Raw genomic sequence first — 17347 nt, 5'->3', positions numbered from 1 at the left:
ATTCTGACCTCCTCCCAACAAGCCATACCCTGCTTAAGAATATGATATCTGCGGCTCACCGGCTGGCTAAAACCATAACCAAACTTTATGGCTGTAAAAGCCATTTATAAAACACGGTTCCATTCGCTATAAAAGCACTTGGAACCGTGTTTCCCATTTTAGAGAGAGGCTTTAAGCTGCTGTCATATCTTTAATTAATTATATGGCAGCAGCTACCACCTTGCTTTATCCAGTTTTAATATATGTCCCCAGAATCTTCCTCATAGCCAGCCCCTTTTGGGCTTTCCGGCAGCTCTTTGCTGTTAGGCCAAGCTCCCTTGGTTTCTGCATCAGCCAATTTAAACTGTTCTACCAACCGGTTCAGCATACCAGCCTGCCCGGACAGCTCCTCACTGGCAGCCGCGCTTTCCTGACTTGTTGCTGAATTCGTCTGAACAACAGAGGAAATCTGCTCTATGCCAGCTGTGATCTGCCTGATGATTCCGGCTTGCTCTTCTGATGCTTCCGCAATTTCACTTATGGTGGCAGTCACTTCCTTTACCTTTTCTGCTAAGCTTTCAAAGGCTTCCTGAGTTTTATTTGCAATCGCCTCGCCGCGGGCGACTGCGGCAGTTTCACTTTCAATCAAGGCCGTGGTATTTTTTGCCGCTTCTGCTGATTTTCCAGCAAGATTTCTTACCTCGTCAGCTACAACAGCGAAGCCTTTTCCAGCAGTTCCGGCTCTGGCAGCCTCTACGGCTGCATTCAGAGCAAGGATATTCGTCTGAAACGCTATATCATCAATTACTTTGATAACCTTTCTGATATTTTCAGAGGTAGAGGAAATTTCGTTCATAGAGGCAATCATCTGTTTCATATCTCCAAGGGTTGACTGAGCCACTGTACCAGAATCTGTGGCAAGGACGCTTGCCTTTTTGGCGTTCTCAGAATTTTGATGAACCTGCTCTGATACCTCCGTAAGAGAGGCTGACAATTCCTCTACACTGCTGGCCTGCTCAGCCGCTCCCTGAGCCAGTGCCTGTGAACCGCTGGAAACCTGATCGGCCCCTGCATTGATTTGACTTGCAGACGCCTCTATCTCTCTAAAGGAGGCATTTAGCTTTTTAACCAGGCTATCAATGGAAACCTCGATTTCTCTCAATTCTCCAGGAAAGGTTCTTGACACGCTAATAGCCAGATTACCTGCGCTCAACGATCCCAGCTTAGCAGAGATTTCAGTTATAATCCGTTTCAGCTCCCCAAAACTTTTCTGCATGCTTTTGCATGTTTTTCCAAACTCATCCTTGCTTTCGTAAGTGATTTGGGTGCTGAAATCTCCCTGGGAAAGGGCGTATGCCGCATGTTCAATTTCATCCAAAGGCTTTGTGATTGCATTCATCAATTTCCTGCTGACAATCATACTTCCTGCTAAGGCCAAAATGACACTGCATACAGCATAAACGATCATCCTCCTGTAGATTGCCACTGACTTTTGAATTTCACGTTTGGACAATTCAGCCTGCTCATTCCCTATGTCAGTTAATATACTTGCGCATTCATCCGACATCGGTTTATACTTATCTGTGAAAACCAAAATCGCTTTTTCATATTCCGCCTCTGTATTTAACCGAATCAGTTCTGTAATCTCCTTTTCTACTTCTGCCACAGCCTGAAGAATATTCGATAATTTTTCTACCTTCTCTTTACTTACTCTGTAATTCTTCAGGAAGCTGCTGTAGACCTCATTCAGCCGTTCCCAATCCTGGGCTTTTATTTTTAAGCATGCATTAATTTCATTCCCATCCTCCGAATGGGCAGCCAACAGCAGGTATCGTTCCATGGAAACCAGATTTCTTCTCATCTCCCAAACATACCCTGTATTTGCCAGCGTTTTTTCAACCAAAATCTCCCTTTTCTGATTGATAAACCGCATCCCATAAATAGCCAGAATTGATATTGCCAACGTAAAGAAGATAATAATTCCAAATCCAACCGACAGCTTTATTTTAACCTTTAAATTTTTCATATCAATATTCTCGCTTTCATTTAAGCAGTAAACATATTCGGCCGCCTGAAAAACAGCTATTTTGCTTCCGAATCCCCCTTAAGCTTAGGCTGAGAGCATTACGTTCACTGCCTCATTTATCTTGATTGTGTTGTTCTTTAAATTCAATCCAATTTAATTAAATCCTTAATCCTACGTCCATGAAGAAGCTTCCTTCAGCCAGCAGTTCCTTCCTTCGAAAGGAGACAGCCGCACGATACCGATATTCCGTAAACAGCCAACTGAAATCTGTCCCATCTATTTCCTATAAGAAAAGCTGTTCAAATTGCTATTTTCACTCTACATAATATATAACAGGATTGCTCATTCAAAGGACGTATATCCATGACCTTTCCTTAAGTGGAAGCAAGGATATGTCATCTGTGTCAATCTTAAGCGCATTTGCCCCTTCCTGTGTTGGTATCCGAAAATTTTCATCCATGCCGTCTGACATTTTATTGCCTTGCATATGAAGACATTCCATTATCGTCACAGATGTATGTTCATCTGTTTTAACCATAAAAGGAAATACGCGGGTGCCACAGGCTTTCAGCAGCTTATAAAAGACCGCTCCTCAGTCTTTGAAAAACCAACACCTCTAGGTTATGTCTGAATGCATCATTTACTGATAAAAAAATCAATCTATTTTAAAGCCACAATAAACATACCTCCAGACCGAAAAAAGCATTTCAATGACCCCCCCCCCCCTGATCATTCTTCTATCTCATCCATCTACAATCCTCCTTCCTGTTAATCCGTTGTCAATACACCATCAGGGAAATATGGGATGCGATCTGCCCGACAATGAAGCAGGCGCTGGCACAAACTGCTAACGCCTCACTGACAAAAGTATTATTCCCCAAAAGAAATAGGGCCTATATATACTATAATCGACTACTTATACTAAAAAATAAGATATATCTTTCCTATTTTTGATGGTTATGCCCCTTTGATTCCATCACAGAACCAAACAAGACATCTGTCCTGCAAAATGTTTCATAAACAATCCTCTTTTCTATTGACAAATCTTCTCTCATAGGGTAATCTGTGATCATTCCGATGTAATTCAAGCATCACCTATTATCTCATTCATTCTAAGGCGGTTCCTGTTCAGTTCCCCCTTAATTGTGAGAATAGAATCTATATGAAACTGTTTAATCAGTTTACATAAAAATATACAAGGGGGTACACATATGGTATACGAACAATTTTTGACTGCTTTAAAGGAACGCATGGAATGTGCTCTTGGACCGGAATATAAGCTGGCCCTTCACAGGATTCCAAGAAATAACGGCCTTATGCTAGACGGGCTGTGTATCATGAAAAAGGATTCCAGTATTGCTCCTTCTATCTACTTAAATACCTGTTACCAGCAGTTCCTGTCCGGCATGCCTCTGGAGGATATTGTGTATGAGCTTTTAGAGCTGTATAACAGCAGCCGTACACCGCCCGGCTTAGACCTTCAGGAGCTTACCTTATACGAAGCAGTCAAAGACCGTATTGCCTTCAGGCTGGTTCATGCCAAAGCTAACAGGAATATCCTGAACAAGGTTCCCCATATCTGCTGGCTGGACTTAGCGGTGGTATTTTTTCTCTGCATTAGCCAGGACAACAGCGGCATGATAACCGCAGCGATCTGCAACGAACATTTGAATATCTGGAACATTTCTAAGGAGGATTTAGTAAAGCAGGCCTTTACAAATACACCCAGGCTTTTCCCTTACACTGTTACAAGCATGGCATCCCTACTTGAGCATCTGAATCAGGAGGATACAATGGCCGGGGACCCAGCCCCCTTTTCCATACTCAGCAATTCCTCAGGTGTTTATGGGGCTGGCTGCCTTGTTTACAGCAACGTAATAAAAAACTTCGCAGATACCATAGAGCAGGACATAATTATCCTGCCCTCCAGTATTCACGAAGTTCTTCTCCTGGCCGATACCGGGAATATTTCCTATGGGGAAATGACACGTTTGGTTACACATATCAACAATACGGAGGTGCCAAAGACCGATCAGCTGTCCAATGAGGTTTACATATATTCCAGAAAGCTGGATTCTATCTCCATGGCTTCTAAGCCGGATGCAGCAGTCCCCTGGCCTGCCCCTTAGACCCTTACAGGTTCAGCCCTAACCGAATATGAAGCTGCCAAGCTGGAACACCAGCACCGCTCCCATCCAGGCTACTGCCAGCTGAAAGAGCACCATCCCAAGGGTCCATTTCCAAGAGCCGGTCTCACGCTTAATCGTGGCTACCGCCGCGATACAGGGTGAGTACAGCAGGCAAAACACCATCAAAGCGTAGGCATTCATCCATCCAAAGCCCGCCTCTGCCAGGATACCCGACAGCCCGGCCATGCCTGCGCTGGAATTTACGTTATTGATCCCGTAAAGCACACTGAAACTGGAAACCACCACTTCTTTTGCAGACAGTCCAGATATAAGGGCCACTGCAACCTGCCACTGGCCCAGGCCCGCAGGGCGAAGGAAGGGCGCCAGGCTGTGTCCCACAATAGCCGCAAAGCTATCAGATACATCAGCTACAAATCCCTGAGGACCCAGGTTCATTATAAACCATAAAGCGATCGAGGCCAAAAATATGGTGGTTCCAGCCTTAGAGAGATAATCCTTTACCTTATCCCACACATAGATAGCCACTGTCCGGGAGTTGGGAGTTTTATATTCGGGGAGCTCTATAAGAAGAGAATTTCCCTGACGCCTATTTTTGTCATGAAAATGAACAATAAATGCCACCATAATCGCCACAAATAGTCCTATCAAATACAGGGAATAGGCTACCAGCAAGGCCCTGTCCGGAAAGAACATCTCAGCAAACAGCACATAGATGGGAAGTCTTGCGGAGCAGGACATAAAGGGAGTAATCAGTATCGTTCTCCGCCTATCCCTAACACTCTCCAAGGCTCTGGTAGCCATCACAGCCGGAACTGTACAGCCAAAGCCCAAAAGCATGGGCAAAAACGCCTTACCTGAAAGTCCTACCATTCCCATGGTCTCATTCATTACATAGGCCACCCGTGCCATATAGCCGCTGTCCTCCAGAAAAGCCAGCGCCAGAAACAATATAAAAATATTAGGCAGGAAGGTGAGAATACCACCTACGCCTGCGATGATTCCGTCTACAATCAAGGATATCATCCACTGGGAGGCCTGGATACTGGTAAGAAGCTCTAATGTGCCTTTAGAAAGCATATCCAGCCCCATCTGAAAATATCCCTTCAGAAAATCTCCTACCGTAAAGGTCAGGAAAAAAACCAGGGCCATAATTCCCAGAAATGCCGGGATTCCCCATATAGGATGGGTCATTAACCGATCCACCCGGTCCGTAGTTGCTGCCTTTATATCCTTGTTGAAAAGACATTCCTCAATTATATACTCTATGTAATCGTATTTTTCATTTATAATCTGCTTCTCATAATTATGGGTAAGAATCTTCTCCATATGCTCCAGCGGATGGTCGTTCACCACTAGCTGGTCGAACTCCAAAAACTTGATGGCATGCCAGCGCATATTATCCATCTCTCCGTACTTGCCTTTAAGAGCTTGCTCAACAGCCGCAATTTTTTCCTCCACCTCAGAGCTGTAGTGAATCACAACGCCGTGAGGGCCCTCCTCATAGTGGTGAACCACTGCATGCATCAGCGCGTCCAGCCCTGTGCGCTTTCTGGCAGATACCTGCACTACCGGAATTTCTCCCAGCATCTCAGGCAGGCGGTGCATATCAATCTCCATCCCCCTCTCCTCCACTATATCCATCATGTTAAGAGCCAGAATTACAGGCTTCTTAAGCTCTATCAACTGCATAGTCAGATAAAGATTCCTCTCCAGAGATGAGGCGTCCACTACATTAATAATAACGTCAACCTCTCCGTCCTCAATACATTTTCGAGTCACCTTTTCCTCTATGGTATAGGAGGTAAGGCTGTAGATTCCCGGAAGATCAATAACCTTTATGGGCCGTCCTTTATAGCTGGCAGAGCCCTCTACGCGCTCTACCGTTACGCCGGGCCAGTTAGCAACCTTAAGCTTTGCTCCGGTAAACGCATTAAAAAGGGTAGTCTTACCGCAGTTAGGATTCCCTACAAAGCCTACGGTGATGGGCCGGCTGTCCTCCTTATGCTCTGCCCTTCTTCTCTGCCTTACAGCCTCCCCTCCCTTTGGTTGCCCCAGAACAACGCTTCCATAGGAGCCGTTGCCGCAGCCTTTTATCTCTCGGTTCATACTCCATGCTCCTCCCTAACTGTAATTCCATCGGATAAGCGTTTTCCCAGAGCCAGTCTTGTGCCCCTCACCTTGATTATAACGCTGCCGCTTCCTTTTTTGTTTAATATATTCACCGGCGTTCCTTCATTCACCCCTAATGCCTCCAGTCTCCTGGTAATTCCTTCGTCCACCTGGACACTGTCAACCACATAGCGTCCGCCGATAGCACACTCATTTAATTTTAGCATCTCTGCTTGTATCCTCCTGTAATCAACTTAAAAGCCATACTTATTGTATGCTTAATGAAATTAATTGTCAACAAGAAGGATTTGTCAAAGCTATCTAATATTCGTACGCAAAAAAGGAATGCTGCAAAATAAAAATACTCTGGTTAATCAAGTCAAAATCATCCTCTAGAAAAAAACACGGCTCCAGGCTGCTATAAATGGACTGCCTGGAGCCGTGCTTTAAACTCTTTACTGTTTTTCTTTCTTCCCGTCATGTTTATGGAATCCAAACGCCGGAGCCGTCTACATACCTGCCATCCGGTGTATAGGTATTAGCATACATGGAGCCATCCGAACCGAAATAGTACCACTTTCCGTCCAGAGCCTGCCAGCCAGTTGCCATGACACCGCTTCCATCCAGATAATACCATCTGCCGTCCAGCCTCTGCCAGCCAGTCAGCATGGCTCCGCTGTTGTTCAGATAATAGCTTCTTCCATTCATATTCTGCCAACCGGTCTGCATTTCACCGCTGCCGTTCATATAATACCATACCCCGTTAATCAGATTCCACCCTGTGGCCATCACTCCGTTTGGAAGCAAGTAATACCACACTCCATCCAGCTTCTGCCAGCCAGTCAGCATATAACCGGAGCTGTTGAAGTAATACCATGCTCCATTAATCTGCTTCCAGCAGGATGCCGGATATCCGCCGGTATCATAGCTGTACCACCAGCCGTTCTGATTCTGTATCCAACGTCCGCTGCCGGAATATCTTCCTAAATCTTCCTCTCTGATATAAAGGGCGTCGGAATCCTCAGACCATTCACCTGCCTTGCTGTTATAGCTGGCAATAGCCCTTACACGGAAGGTATAATCCCCCTCTTTGTTAAAATATCCTGCAAAGTTGTAGGAGGTTCCTGAAGCTTCCACAGTAGTCACCGTTCTGTCGTCCCGCATCAGCTTCACATCATAGCGTTTAGCGCCCTCAATTTCACCCCAATACGCTGTAGTACCTTCCCACTCCAGCTCGGTTGCTCCCTCCAGCTTTCCTCCGATACGCTTTAACTCTGCGTACACTTCGATATAATTGCCGCCGTCGCTGATACTTGCCTTTTTAAACTCCGCATTACATCCTGACAAAGAAAAATGGCTTTTGGAGGTATAGGAAAAACGATATCCATCCTCTGCCGACAGCTCTACCTTTACCTTCGGTATGTCTCCTACCGTCCAGACATCCTGGTCGTCCCCATTGGTATACTCTGCTGATTCCACACGATAGCCTGCTCCACCGGAAGTCACTGTGATCGTACCGATATCATCTCCGCTTTCCGGTTCCTTATTATAAGAAAATTTAAGCTTCACCGTATCAATTTTTTTATCTGCCGCAAAAGCAGGAAAGCTGGCTCCAAAAACCATTATTACCGCCGCCGTCAGGCATAGCCACCGTCTTATTTTCATACAATCTCCTCCTGTAAACAAAGCTATCTACCAACTATTTCCTGCTTTTATTATAGTAAAAATATTATAATTGTACAATTTCTTATTCCTTAAAAGAATATTACATTTTTACTACACGAGAACCCTGCATTCTATTCCAGATCCAAAAGCATTTTCTTAATCACGACCATACGGTCTCGAAGCCTTGCCGCTTCCTCAAAGTTAAGCTCCGCCGCAGCTTGGTGCATCTTCCTCTCCAGCTCCCCAGACAGCTTCTTCAGCTCCTTCTCATCCATAGACTCCGGTTCTTTCTTAAACTGCTTGTCATCCGCCTCAACCGCCTTGGAAATAGAGATCAGATCCCGTACCGCCTTCTTAACCGTTGTAGGCGTAATTCCATGCTCCTCATTATACTTTTGCTGAAGCTTGCGGCGGCGGTTTGTTTCCTCTATGGCTACGCGCATAGAATCTGTAATCGTATCCGCATACATGATTACATGTCCCTCTGAGTTTCTTGCCGCACGTCCAATCGTCTGAATCAGGGAGGTTTCCGAGCGAAGGAAGCCTTCCTTGTCAGCATCCAGAATAGCCACCAGGGTTATCTCCGGAATATCCAGTCCCTCTCTTAAAAGGTTAATACCTACCAGCACATCAAAGACATCCAAACGCATGTCCCGGATTATCTGGGCTCTCTCCAGGGTATCTATATCCGAGTGGAGGTATTTTACCCGGATGCCCGCCTCACGCATATAATCCGTCAAATCCTCAGCCATACGCTTGGTCAGGGTGGTGATCAGCACCTTATGGTGGTTTTTCACCTCCCGATTCACCTCAGAAATCAAATCGTCAATCTGCCCTTCAACCGGCCGCACGCTAATCTTAGGATCCAGAAGTCCCGTGGGCCGGATAATCTGCTCTACCCTCAGCAGCTCATGCTCCTGTTCGTACACAGAAGGGGTAGCAGACACAAAAAGCATTTGGTTAATCTTTTCCTCAAACTCCCCAAAATTCAAGGGCCGGTTATCCAGAGCCGAGGGAAGACGGAAGCCATAGTCCACCAGAGTAGTCTTTCGGGAGCGATCTCCTGCATACATGCCCCTTACCTGAGGAAGGGTGATATGAGACTCATCCACTATCATCAAAAAATCATCAGGGAAGTAATCAATCAATGTAAAGGGCGGCTCTCCCGTGAGAGAGCCGGTAAGATGCCTGGAATAATTCTCAATTCCTGAACAGAATCCGGTTTCCCGCATCATTTCCACATCAAAATTCGTCCGCTCCGCGATCCTCTGCGCCTCCAGAAGCTTATCCTCACTCTTGAAAAATGCTACCCGCTCCTTCATTTCCTCCAGAATGTGCTCCGTGGCCTCCATCATTTTCTCCTTGGGCACTACATAATGAGAGGCCGGAAAAATAGCAATATGTCCAAGCTGAGCCTTAATTTCCCCTGTAACCGTATCGATCTCCGTGATCCGATCCACCTCATCCCCAAAGAACTCAATGCGGTAAGCATCCCCGTCGGAATAGGCCGGATACACCTCCAGCACATCCCCCCGCACCCGAAAGGTTCCTCGCTTAAAGTCCATGTCATTGCGATCATACTGGATATCGATCAGCTTGTGGATTACCTCGTCCCTGTCTTTGCTCATACCTGGTCTGAGGGAGATAACCATCTCCTGATAATCGATGGGACTTCCCAGACCGTAGATACAGGATACCGATGCCACAATAATTACATCCCGTCTCTCAGAAAGCGCGGCAGTAGCGGAATGGCGGAGCTTATCAATCTCATCGTTGATAGAGGAATCCTTCTCAATGTAGGTATCAGAGGAGGGAACGTAGGCTTCCGGCTGGTAGTAGTCGTAATAGGACACAAAGTACTCCACCGCATTATTTGGGAAAAACTCTTTAAACTCCCCATATAGCTGTGCAGCCAACGTCTTGTTATGAGCAAGAATTAATGTAGGCTTATTCAATGCCTGAATCACGTTAGCCATGGTAAATGTTTTTCCAGAGCCAGTTACGCCCAATAGCGTCTGAAATTGATTTCCTTCCCTAAAGCCCTGCACTAGTTGAGAGATTGCCTGGGGCTGGTCTCCGGTAGGGGCATATTCTGATACTAATTCAAACTGATCCATGAAGCCATCTCCTTAAAAAGTATAAATGCCATGTTTTAGATTTAAAGCAGCCTTTTCCCATTCCTTTCTGTACAGTGCCATAACCAGAGGAAAACTAACCACTTTATTGTTCCAGGAGGACAGATAGGCGCCATTGATGATATTCAGTGACTGCACTGCCTCTTCCACCGGACACAGTATTTTTTCCCTTCCCTGTACTGCCTGTATAAAATGATTGACAATAGCTGTCTGCTGTACTCGGTTATCCGTATCGTTAAACTCTATCATTTCCTCCCTTGTCATCCTTCGCTTACTTTACCTTAACGTTTTATTTATTATATCAAACTTCTGTCATCTTGTACAGAAAAACCGAATGTTTGTTCTTTTCCTTTTGTGGCTCCACATTTCTTGTGTCACTCCAGAGCGCTGCAAAATGATAAGGAATGCCGCAGCATAGAAACACAATAGCAAATTAAACCAAAAGCAAGGTTCTAAGCGGCTATTTTAGCTACTAAAACCCTGCTTTTTGTACAGCATTTTCGTAAAGACCTGTTTTTACACAGCTCCTCTCTCTATTCCTTTAGTCATGGGACAAGAGCAGCCAGATAAGCCTTCTTCTCGTCACCGCAGCTTATTCTTCATGACCTCAACTGCCTTCTGAATCTGATTATCCTCCTCAGGCTTCACCACAGCCTGGGTCTTAAGGACTTCGTCCAGTTCCACTGCCACATCTGGCTCAATTCCCTTTCCATGGAGATCAAAGCCGCTTGGAGTATAGTAATGAGCGGTCGTCAGCTTAATAGCAGAACCGTCTCCCAAAGGAATCAGATTTTGTACAATTCCCTTTCCATAGCTGGTAGTACCTACTACCGTAGCCCGGTTGTAATCCTTCATAGCTCCGGTAAATACCTCCGAAGCGCTGGCAGAATCTCCATTGATCAATATTACGATAGGAAGATCCATCTGATGTTTGTCTGAGGCAGTAAACACATCCCCTTTTTCATTCTTATCAGCTGTATATACAATAAGGGTTTTCCCCTGTCCCTTATCATATTTGGAAATATCATCAGGCAGCAAATAATCCACCATTTTCACAGCTCCATCCAAAATTCCCCCCGGATTGTTCCTTAAGTCGATGATAAGCCCCTTCATTCCGCTTTGTGCCAGTCCATCCACAGCTTCCTCAAATTGCTTAACCGTAATCACATCAAATTCAGTGACTGCAACATACCCGATATTGTCGTCCAGCATCCTGTGCTCTACAGTTGGCACCTCAATCTTGCGGCGCTTCATTGTCAGCTCCACATACTGATCCTTGTCTGAACGGTACACGGTAAGCCTTACGTCTGTTCCTTCCTTACCCTTGATGTAATTATTCACCAAAACCTCAAGGCTTTCACTGGCAACCAGCGTATCCTCCACCTTATAGATAATATCTCCCGGCTGCATCCCTGCCTCCAGAGCAGGCGAGCCCTCAAACACCTTTACTATCGTGCACAGGCCGGTGGTTCTGTTTTGGCTTATCATAGCTCCTATGCCCGAATACTCTCCCTGTGTTGTTTCCATCATAGACTGGTAATCCGCAGCTGAATAATAAACGGAATAAGGGTCATCCAGGCCAGCCAGCATGCCCCGGTAGATATAATCCTCTACAGCCTCCGCATCCTCATCATACAAGAAGGTCTGCCCTATAATGTCCTCAATCAGGTTCATCTTAGACGTTACCTTATCATAGTCCAGCCCCTCTTGCTTTTTACCCTTGCCGTCTGTTATGGACACTGCTCCGTCCTTTTCCGGCTGAAACTTAGGCTGACTGCGCATCACTCTCATGCCAAACAGGTAGATGCCTGCTGACATCCCCACTACGATCAAGCCTACAAAGGCTGTTACAAGAGCACCTACCAAAGCTCCACTCCAGAACCGGTTCCTTCCGTTACCCTGGCGATCCATATGCTGTCTGCCCTGATTTATCTCCTGATTCGTATTTTCCTGTTGATTTAAATCACGATTTTCCAACTTCTATCTCCTATCTGCCCGTTCCTGATATGATATATAACAGGCCCACCAAATTTATCCAAAGAAACTATGGACTCACATAATTCCTGGGATCTACATAATTTCCTCCTGATCGGATACCAAAATGCAGGTGTGGTCCCGTAGAATAACCGGTAGAGCCTACCTTTGCTATCACCTGGCCCTGAGTCACATTAGCTCCCTCGCTGACCAGAAGCTGAGAACAATGCATATATACAGTGCTGACTCCTCCTCCGTGGTCAATCATAATATAATTCCCAGCCGAATAGCTATATGTAGAAATCACTACCTGGCCCGCCGCCGCCGCTATAATATCCGCGCCTGTACCGGCTCCGATATCCATTCCCTTATGATTAGCGGAAGCTCCCTCTGTAGGCGATTCCCTGTCTCCAAAATTAGAGGTTATCCGGCTGCTGGATGGGCAGGGCCACTTAAAATTAATATTCCCCAAATTTGATACTGTATACGTTTTTCCTGCTTCCTCTGCCTTTTTTCTGGCTTCCTCCTCCCGCCGCTTCATCTCAGCCTCAATCCGTTTCATCTGCTCTTCCTGGGCCTTGATATCTGCTGTGTACTGATCCAGCTCGTTCTGAGCCGTAGCTATCCTTGCCTGAACAGCCGCCAGCTCCTCCTGCTTGGATGCCATCAGCCGTTTCACAGATTGCTGCTTGGCTCTGGTTGTATCCTGAAGGGCTAAAAGGCTTTCGTGCTCCTCATTCAGGGCCTGCTCCTTTACAGCCACCTCATCCTTTATCTCTCCATACTCCCTAAGCTTTCTCCTGTCATACTCTGCAATCTGGCTCACATACTCCCCACGGTTTAAAAGCTCCGAGACGCTTCCTGAATCCATCATCATCTCGACGAAGCTGGTCTGTCCATTCTCATACATATATTTAATCCGAAGCTTCATGGCGCTGTACTGCTGTTTTTCCGCCTCTCTGGCTTTTTCCAACTGAGCCTGAGTTCTCTCAATCTGATTCTCCTTCTCCCCTATTCTTTGCTCCAGCTGTTTCAGCTCATCTGACAGCTTTGCCAAGTTGCCATCCAAAGCCTTCACATAGGCCGCCGTATCTGTCTTCAAGCTCTCAAGCTGGTTTAAGGTATCCTCCACCTGCTTTTTTTCTTCCTCCAAAGCAGATACCTGTTTCTTAGCATCCTCTATTTCCACGCTGGTGGCATAGGAGGAAAATACAGCCCCTCCACCCAGAAGCAGGCCACATGCCAAGGCTGCGGTTCTGCTCCGTAATCTTCCTGTTATTTTCATCATTCCTCCTTACACTCTTAAATGGCGGTTAATGGTAAAGAAGCTGACAAAAAATCCGATTCCCACCCCCAGGATACCGGCTGCCATTGCTATATAGGGAAAAATCGCCTCTACGGCAATGGGCTGAAACATTACTGTCAAGATCTGATAGTTCTCATTCACATAAACCACCGCCTCCTGGTACAGGAAATACATTCCCGCCAAAGGAACCGCTGCCCCGGCGGCTCCCAGAATAACTCCCTCCACCACAAAAGGCCCACGGATCACATAGCCGGCAGCTCCGATATACCGCATAATCTCATTTTCCCGGCGCCTGAAGGCGGCAGTTACAGAGATCGTATTGCTGATAAGAAACACAGCCACTGCCAGCAGCACGCCGATGATCACCGCAGACAAGGCCCCTACCATCTTCCCTGCGCTGGTAAAGCCTGCAGCTACATCGCTGGCATACCGCACTCTGCGCACTCCTTCCATAGACTTAAGCCGTTCAGCCACCTCCTCCTGATCTTCGATATTATTTAAAAATATCTCATAGGAGGCAGAGCCTGCCAGGGGATTATCATCCGCAAACCCTTCGGCCAGTTCTTCCGCTCCTTCAAAATAGTTCTGCTTAAAGCTCTCCCAGGCCTCCTCAGCTGAGATAAACCGCAGCTGACGCACCTCAGGCCAGCTTCCTATCACCTGCCCAGCCTTTTGAATGGCCGCATCCGGTAAATCCTCCTCAAAAAACACGGTAATTCCCACGGTCGTCTCAGCTGTCTTGACCACATTCTGAACATTTGCCGCCAAGGCAAAAAAAAGGCAAAATAAAAAAATACACGCAGAAATAGTAGCTATGGAAGCCAGAGAAAACAAAATATTTCTGCATATATTCGCAAAGCCCTGTTTCAGGCAATACCAAAATGTACTAATTCTCATCGCTTGAAGCTGCGCCTTTCCGGAAGACCGATGGGTCCGCCTGTATCTCTTATAATCTCCCCCCGTTCCATGGTGATAACCCGCTTTCCCATCTCATCCACCATCTCCTGACTATGAGTTACCACAATCACTGTCCTTCCCCTGCCGTTAATCTCCTCCAGCAGCTTCATAATCTCGTGGGCATTAAAGCTGTCCAGATTTCCTGTAGGCTCGTCTGCCAGAAGAACCTCGGGGTCATTGATCAGAGCCCTGGCTATGGCTACCCTCTGCTGCTCGCCGCCGGAAAGCTGACGGGGATATGCTTTATACTTGGCTGATAAGCCTACCAGCCTTAGCATTTCCGGTACTGTCTCCCGGATTATGCGGGAAGGCACTCCGATTACCCGCTGGGCAAAGGCCACATTCTCAAACACAGTGCGGTCTTTCAGGAGTCTGAAATCCTGAAAGACCACGCCTAAGCTTCTCCGGTATTTGGGAATATACCTTCTGGGCATTTTCCCCAGATCCATATCGTTCACTACAATACGCCCATGTGTAGGTTCCAGCTCTTTTAAAAGCAGCTTTATCAAAGTGCTTTTACCAGAACCGCTTCTTCCCACGATAAATACAAATTCCCCATCGCCTATGGTAAAACTGATGCCTCTTACCGCCTTGCTGCCTGTCTCATAGGTCTTAAATACATCGCTAATCTCAATCATCTGTTACTCCGGCTTAATAATCCAGGCTTTCCATATACCTCATATACTTGGCGACCATCAAAGCAATCTTAAATGTAATGGCATCCTCAAAGATACGCAAATCAAGCCCAGTGCTCTTTTGCAGCTTATCTAAACGGTATACCAGAGTATTCCGGTGGATATACAGCTGTCTGGAGGTCTCAGACACATTCAGGCTGTTCTCAAAAAACTTGTTGATGGTAGCCAGAGTCTCTTCATCGAAATCATCCGGTGACTTGCCGTCAAACACTTCCCTGATAAACATTTTGCACAGAGGTATTGGCAGCTGATAAATGAGGCGGCCGATTCCCAGGTTATTGTATGCAATTACATTCTTACCGGAATAAAAAATCTTCCCTACATCCAAAGCCATTTTAGCTTCCTTGTAAGAACGCGAAACCTCCTTTATATCATTGATAACGGTTCCGTAAGCCACACGTACCTTCGTCATAACCTCTGTATTCAGCATGTCCAGAATGGTATTAGCCGTCTTATCCAGCTCGCCGTAGGTCTCTCCCTGGCGTACTTCCTTTACCAGAATAATGTTCTTTTCATCCACTGCCGTAATGAAATCCTTTGTCTTAGCCGCAAACAGGCTTCTTACAGTCTCCAGGGCATTGATATCCTTCTCATTGTGGGTTTCAATGATGTATACCACACGCTTTACATCAGTATCAATATGCAGCTTTTTGGCTCTATTGTAAATATCCACCAAAAGCAGGTTATCCAGCAGGAGGTTCTTGATAAAATTATCCTTATCAAAACGTTCCTTATAGGCAACCAAAAGATTCTGTATCTGGAAAGCTGCTAGCTTTCCTACCATATACACATCATCACTGGCTCCCTTTGCAAGCAAAATGTATTCCAGCTGGTGCTCGTCGAATACCTTAAAGAACTGATATCCCTGAATCACCTGGCTGTCAGCGGGAGAATCAACGAACACCAGAACTGAGCTCTCTGATTCTTCCGCATCTGTAAATGTAGAAGCCAGCACTTTTCCTTCTGTATCACAAATACCTAAATCAATTCTTGTAATTGCCTTTAACCCATCCAATGTAGTCTGCAGTATTTGATTTGAAATCATTTTATTTTCTCCTTTTCAACGTATTCGGAGTAGCTAATATCCCTATTTTCATATTTTAATTCATAATTTTAAAAAAAGCAAGAGAGTTATATTCCCTCTTGCTTCTTTTTACCATATTTTTTGTAAAAAGTCTCTGTTAATTCAATATTACAGCTTCTGTATCCTTATCAAAAATATGAATCTTTTCCAGATCCATAGCCAGCTTGATCGTATCGCCAGGTCTTGCAGTGGTACGTGGATTTACCTTTGCTGTAAAGTTGGAGTCCACTACATCAAAATACAAAAGAACTTCTGAACCCAGCATCTCATATACACGGATGGTGGCGTCAAACATACTCTTAGGAGACATAGCCAGGAAGGACTCTTCATCATGAAGATCTTCAGGACGGATACCCAGGGTAACTGTCTTTCCTACATAGCCGGCTTCCTCCAGCTTTCTTGCCTTGCCTTCCGGAAGGGCAATGGTGTGCTCGCCAAAGGTCAGAGTCACGTCCGCTCCGTCCTTTCCAACCAAAGCATCAATCATATTCATCTGAGGAGCGCCGATAAAGCCTGCCACAAACTTATTGCAGGGCTTGTGGTACAAATTCTGAGGCGTATCTACCTGCTGGATCACTCCGTCCTTCATGACAACGATTCTGGTTCCCAAAGTCATTGCCTCTGTCTGGTCATGGGTTACATATATAATCGTAGTTTCCAGTCTCTGATGAAGCTTGGAGATCTCCACACGCATCTGACCTCTCAGCTTTGCATCCAGGTTAGACAGCGGCTCGTCCATCAAGAACACCTTTGGGCTACGGACAATCGCACGTCCCATAGCAACACGCTGCCTCTGACCGCCAGAAAGCGCCTTTGGCTTACGATCCAGAAGATGCTCTAGGTCAAGTATCCTGGCTGCGTCGCGAACCTTTTTGTCAATCTCAGCCTTTGGCACCTTTCTCAGCTTTAGTCCGAAAGCCATGTTGTCATATACAGACATATGGGGATACAGAGCGTAGTTCTGGAATACCATAGCAATATCCCTGTCCTTTGGCTCCACATCATTTACGATCTTATCATCAATAGAAAGCTCACCGGAGGAAATGTCTTCCAGGCCTGCAATCATACGGAGGGTGGTCGACTTACCGCATCCGGAGGGACCTACGAAAATAATAAATTCCTTATCCTGGATCTCCAGATTAAAGTCCTTAACCGCAACAAAACCGTTGGGATACTTCTTAGTTACATTCTTCAGTGATAAACTAGCCATCCTGTTTTTTCCTCCTAAAATACGCTTGATCCAATTTAATAACCATATAATGAAATA

At 45.8% G+C, this 17347-nt stretch carries 13 protein-coding genes; 1 reads left to right on the top strand and 12 read right to left on the bottom strand.

Annotated elements, in window-relative coordinates; genetic code table 11:
- Window positions 1–235 precede the first annotated feature (235 nt).
- Window positions 236–2005: a methyl-accepting chemotaxis protein gene (locus tag FYJ39_RS12870; protein ID WP_154472877.1), complete on the bottom strand. Its 1770-nt coding sequence runs from the start codon at window positions 2003–2005 to the stop codon at window positions 236–238.
- A gap of 1211 nt (window positions 2006–3216) precedes the next feature.
- Between FYJ39_RS12870 and FYJ39_RS12865 the strand changes: the two genes are divergently transcribed.
- The gene (locus FYJ39_RS12865; RefSeq protein ID WP_154472876.1) at window positions 3217–4134 is read left to right on the top strand and encodes a DUF5688 family protein; all 918 of its coding nucleotides are present in this window, start codon (window positions 3217–3219) and stop codon (window positions 4132–4134) included.
- A gap of 18 nt (window positions 4135–4152) precedes the next feature.
- Here the strand turns inward: FYJ39_RS12865 and feoB are convergent, their stop codons facing one another.
- The 11 genes from feoB to FYJ39_RS12810 form a co-directional block, all read right to left on the bottom strand.
- On the bottom strand, window positions 4153–6261 hold the full coding sequence (feoB, locus tag FYJ39_RS12860; RefSeq protein ID WP_154472875.1) for a ferrous iron transport protein B: 2109 nt from the start codon (window positions 6259–6261) through the stop codon (window positions 4153–4155).
- Window positions 6258–6491 (bottom strand): FeoA family protein, encoded by a 234-nt coding sequence (locus FYJ39_RS12855; RefSeq protein WP_154472874.1) that lies wholly within the window; start codon window positions 6489–6491, stop codon window positions 6258–6260. The genes feoB and FYJ39_RS12855 overlap by 4 nt, the downstream gene beginning before the upstream one ends.
- Window positions 6492–6747: 256 nt before the next feature.
- Window positions 6748–7929, bottom strand: a complete 1182-nt coding sequence (locus tag FYJ39_RS12850) for an N-acetylmuramoyl-L-alanine amidase family protein (protein ID WP_154472873.1) — start codon at window positions 7927–7929, stop codon at window positions 6748–6750.
- Window positions 7930–8060: 131 nt separating this feature from the next.
- The gene (gene uvrB, locus FYJ39_RS12845; RefSeq protein ID WP_154472872.1) at window positions 8061–10046 is read right to left on the bottom strand and encodes an excinuclease ABC subunit UvrB; all 1986 of its coding nucleotides are present in this window, start codon (window positions 10044–10046) and stop codon (window positions 8061–8063) included.
- Between the two features lie 12 nt (window positions 10047–10058).
- Complete coding sequence (locus FYJ39_RS12840; RefSeq protein ID WP_154472871.1) at window positions 10059–10313, bottom strand: hypothetical protein; 255 nt, start codon at window positions 10311–10313, stop codon at window positions 10059–10061.
- A gap of 333 nt (window positions 10314–10646) precedes the next feature.
- Window positions 10647–12041, bottom strand: a complete 1395-nt coding sequence (locus FYJ39_RS12835) for a S41 family peptidase (protein ID WP_353847235.1) — start codon at window positions 12039–12041, stop codon at window positions 10647–10649.
- A 67-nt stretch (window positions 12042–12108) separates the two neighbouring features.
- Window positions 12109–13326, bottom strand: a complete 1218-nt coding sequence (locus tag FYJ39_RS12830; RefSeq protein ID WP_353847236.1) for a murein hydrolase activator EnvC family protein — start codon at window positions 13324–13326, stop codon at window positions 12109–12111.
- Between the two features lie 6 nt (window positions 13327–13332).
- A complete protein-coding gene (locus FYJ39_RS12825) occupies window positions 13333–14241 on the bottom strand; it encodes a cell division protein FtsX (RefSeq protein ID WP_154472870.1) in 909 nt (302 codons plus the stop codon).
- The gene (ftsE, locus tag FYJ39_RS12820) at window positions 14238–14939 is read right to left on the bottom strand and encodes a cell division ATP-binding protein FtsE (protein ID WP_154472869.1); all 702 of its coding nucleotides are present in this window, start codon (window positions 14937–14939) and stop codon (window positions 14238–14240) included. Before ftsE ends, FYJ39_RS12825 begins: the two co-directional genes overlap by 4 nt.
- A 13-nt stretch (window positions 14940–14952) precedes the next feature.
- Window positions 14953–16041: a PucR family transcriptional regulator gene (locus tag FYJ39_RS12815; RefSeq protein WP_154472868.1), complete on the bottom strand. Its 1089-nt coding sequence runs from the start codon at window positions 16039–16041 to the stop codon at window positions 14953–14955.
- Between the two features lie 136 nt (window positions 16042–16177).
- Complete coding sequence (locus FYJ39_RS12810) at window positions 16178–17290, bottom strand: ABC transporter ATP-binding protein (protein ID WP_154472867.1); 1113 nt, start codon at window positions 17288–17290, stop codon at window positions 16178–16180.
- Window positions 17291–17347 lie beyond the last annotated feature (57 nt).

The organism is Clostridium porci, assembly GCF_009696375.1.
In the GTDB taxonomy this organism is placed as follows: domain Bacteria; phylum Bacillota; class Clostridia; order Lachnospirales; family Lachnospiraceae; genus Enterocloster; species Enterocloster porci.
This window is presented reverse-complemented; position numbering and strand designations above follow the sequence as displayed.

What these genes read in the sequence shown, in the direction of transcription:
- FYJ39_RS12865 (WP_154472876.1), top strand. Translation starts at nt 3,217, where the DNA reads ATGGTATACGAACAATTTTTGACTGCTTTAAAGGAACGCATGGAATGT.
- FYJ39_RS12870 (WP_154472877.1), bottom strand. Translation starts at nt 2,005, where the DNA reads ATGAAAAATTTAAAGGTTAAAATAAAGCTGTCGGTTGGATTTGGAATT.
- FYJ39_RS12830 (WP_353847236.1), bottom strand. Translation starts at nt 13,326, where the DNA reads ATGATGAAAATAACAGGAAGATTACGGAGCAGAACCGCAGCCTTGGCA.
- FYJ39_RS12825 (WP_154472870.1), bottom strand. Translation starts at nt 14,241, where the DNA reads ATGAGAATTAGTACATTTTGGTATTGCCTGAAACAGGGCTTTGCGAAT.
- FYJ39_RS12855 (WP_154472874.1), bottom strand. Translation starts at nt 6,491, where the DNA reads ATGCTAAAATTAAATGAGTGTGCTATCGGCGGACGCTATGTGGTTGAC.
- uvrB (WP_154472872.1), bottom strand. Translation starts at nt 10,046, where the DNA reads ATGGATCAGTTTGAATTAGTATCAGAATATGCCCCTACCGGAGACCAG.
- ftsE (WP_154472869.1), bottom strand. Translation starts at nt 14,939, where the DNA reads ATGATTGAGATTAGCGATGTATTTAAGACCTATGAGACAGGCAGCAAG.
- FYJ39_RS12850 (WP_154472873.1), bottom strand. Translation starts at nt 7,929, where the DNA reads ATGAAAATAAGACGGTGGCTATGCCTGACGGCGGCGGTAATAATGGTT.
- FYJ39_RS12815 (WP_154472868.1), bottom strand. Translation starts at nt 16,041, where the DNA reads ATGATTTCAAATCAAATACTGCAGACTACATTGGATGGGTTAAAGGCA.
- feoB (WP_154472875.1), bottom strand. Translation starts at nt 6,261, where the DNA reads ATGAACCGAGAGATAAAAGGCTGCGGCAACGGCTCCTATGGAAGCGTT.
- FYJ39_RS12840 (WP_154472871.1), bottom strand. Translation starts at nt 10,313, where the DNA reads ATGATAGAGTTTAACGATACGGATAACCGAGTACAGCAGACAGCTATT.
- FYJ39_RS12810 (WP_154472867.1), bottom strand. Translation starts at nt 17,290, where the DNA reads ATGGCTAGTTTATCACTGAAGAATGTAACTAAGAAGTATCCCAACGGT.